The 2,148-nt window shown below is 35.5% G+C and carries 3 protein-coding genes; 1 reads left to right on the top strand and 2 read right to left on the bottom strand.

Annotated features, from left to right (window positions below):
* The first annotated feature begins 929 nt into the window (after window positions 1-929).
* Window positions 930-1,253, top strand: coding sequence for a hypothetical protein (locus A194_RS0115970; RefSeq protein ID WP_017187783.1), 324 nt, complete (start codon window positions 930-932; stop codon window positions 1,251-1,253).
* 142 nt (window positions 1,254-1,395) lie between these two features.
* On the opposite strand, the gene A194_RS0115965 is transcribed toward A194_RS0115970, so the two are convergent.
* Window positions 1,396-1,620 carry a hypothetical protein gene (locus A194_RS0115965; protein ID WP_017187782.1) on the bottom strand — a complete coding sequence of 75 codons (225 nt, stop codon included), beginning with the start codon at window positions 1,618-1,620 and terminating at the stop codon, window positions 1,396-1,398.
* A 40-nt stretch (window positions 1,621-1,660) separates the two neighbouring features.
* Entirely contained in the window at window positions 1,661-1,891 is a 231-nt protein-coding gene (locus A194_RS0115960) for a hypothetical protein (protein WP_157783088.1), read from the bottom strand.
* Between the last annotated feature and the right edge of the window lie 257 nt (window positions 1,892-2,148).

Below are 2,148 nucleotides of genomic sequence, written 5' to 3'. Positions count from 1 at the left end.
AAAATTTGGCAAGCACATAAAGAGGCATTAGAAAAACCGAGTACAAATGAAAAGGCAACCTGTATAGTATGCTCCCAACCTGTCTCGGAGAAAGTAAAAGCGTATTGCTTATCACAAAAGAGGTTTAACGGAAAAATCTATTGCTATGAGCATCAGAAAGACTAATAAGACAATGGCTCGGATAATCCGGCGTTCGCCGGATTATTATAAAACCACCAGATAATTGAAGTCCCGCATACTTCCAATCAACACAGTATTTAAGCGAACGTCCAATTAATTAAACGTTCGCTTAATTATTAAGAATTTCGCTTAAATATCAGAAAAATCGCCTAAATACCAAAAGAATCGCTTAATTCCTCAACAATTAAGCAATTTTCATTTCTCTATTTTTTCTATTTGGAATCACTTTTAGGTGTACAATTCATTTTATACTACTGATTTAAGTCATCATCCATTAACATTATGTACTTTCCTCGTGCTACTTTTAGATCTTCATAATAGTTTAAGGTAAACATATCTGTGAAATTATAACAGAAAAATAACCTTACAAATTACATAAAATTTTATCTAAAGCTAAAATATCTACTTATTGTTTGAAATCTAGTATTATTATAATAACAATATATAGGTTATTCCACTCACTCATAGACTACGTTTCTTTGGTTGCAAGTGACTCCATTGGTACCTCATTACCTGAAACAGGAATTTCTCTCGTATCTGTATGTCCAACATATCCTATTGAATATTCATCGCTATTAAAGGTGTTCATACCTCTCCCCCTTCAATAATCCTTTTAATTTATTTTTAGTTAATCTATAATGGGTTAAAAGAACTATAAAAGCATTCTATGTGTTTTTTTATCAAATTTAGTTGAATATTGTAAAAATTATGGTAAAATATATTTATATTTAATGATTGGAGGTGGGATTATGATACTAGCTGGAGTGTTAAAACTTGTTGGTGCAGGTTTAGAGTTTTTCTTAGGTATTCCTGGTCTAGGTGGAGGATTTATTCTTGCACTTTATTGGACACCGCTATTATTTATGTTAGTATTTCACATTGTTACTTTAGTCTTCTCTAAGAATGAAGGCCTTCCTATTTGGGGACCTGTTCTAGGTATTATTGCTAGTACATTAGGCTTTATCCCAGTACTTGGAATGATGCTGCACTGGGCTGCATTCATTTGCTTACTAGTTGATGGTATTCAGACTCTAAAGAGAAAGAATGATACAACTAATAATGCAGTTGCGTAATTACATAACTTCTTTAATTTCTTAGGGGTTTGAATTACAGCTTAATAGAATTGTATAAAAGCAAGCACTCTTTTAACCAAGTGTGCTTGCTTTTATATCTATAATTAAGCACTTTTGCCTAAATAGACAAAAGTGCTTTTCCTTACTGATCCTTCTTATACTTCCTCTCACTCTGCGAGGTATTCTGACTCTTCTTCTTGTTACGCTGCTTCTGGTTGCGTTCTTCAATTTTAACGTCCTCTAATGGTGGCTCGTCTGTTAGTTGCGAATCTTTGTGCTCATGCACGGGCGTGCGGTCTTCTTCAAATACACCTTTCTTCTTCGGGTCAACGCTTTTTTTATTTTTATTGTTCGTGTGTATGCCCATAATAGCACCACCTTTTTTGAGGTTTTGTTATATGTGTACCCTAGTTGGCGGTGCGGTTAAACATCTCTCGCTTCAGACCTATTTCACTCGCTAACGAGATCATCTCCTCATCTTTCACGACTTCGCGAAACAGTCCGCTATGTACGATCCATAAAATCGTCTCGCGAAAGTGTTCATAATCGCCGTGACTAAGCAACCTCTCGAACAATAACAGTAGCACACGTCTGACTGCCATCGTCTTGTAATCGTCCTTTTGCAATCGCGCAATCAAAGCGCTTAACTCTTCATGCTTCATAAAATACCTCCTACTCTATAATCGAATAGGAGTAGCATTAAGTGTTCGCATTACACAAAAACACCCACGCCATAGCTAGAGTAGCGTGAGTGCTTTCGTTCTGATTTATTTTCTGGTTGATTGACGCTGAATCCTCACAAAGGGAAATAATTTTCTCTTTGTTTTATGTCTTTCCCTTCAATCATAATAGTTAAACTTTCCACGACGAACCGCCTCATCGAAGCACTAAAATC

Origin of the sequence: Alkalibacillus haloalkaliphilus C5 (genome assembly GCF_000269905.1) — a bacterium.
GTDB classification, from domain to species: domain Bacteria; phylum Bacillota; class Bacilli; order Bacillales; family Alkalibacillaceae; genus Alkalibacillus; species Alkalibacillus haloalkaliphilus_A.
This window is presented reverse-complemented; position numbering and strand designations above follow the sequence as displayed.

Excerpts from the sequence above, each read along its gene's own strand:
- A194_RS0115965 (WP_017187782.1), bottom strand. The coding sequence starts at position 1,620 with ATGGGCATACACACGAACAATAAAAATAAAAAAAGCGTTGACCCGAAG.
- A194_RS0115970 (WP_017187783.1), top strand. The coding sequence starts at position 930 with ATGATACTAGCTGGAGTGTTAAAACTTGTTGGTGCAGGTTTAGAGTTT.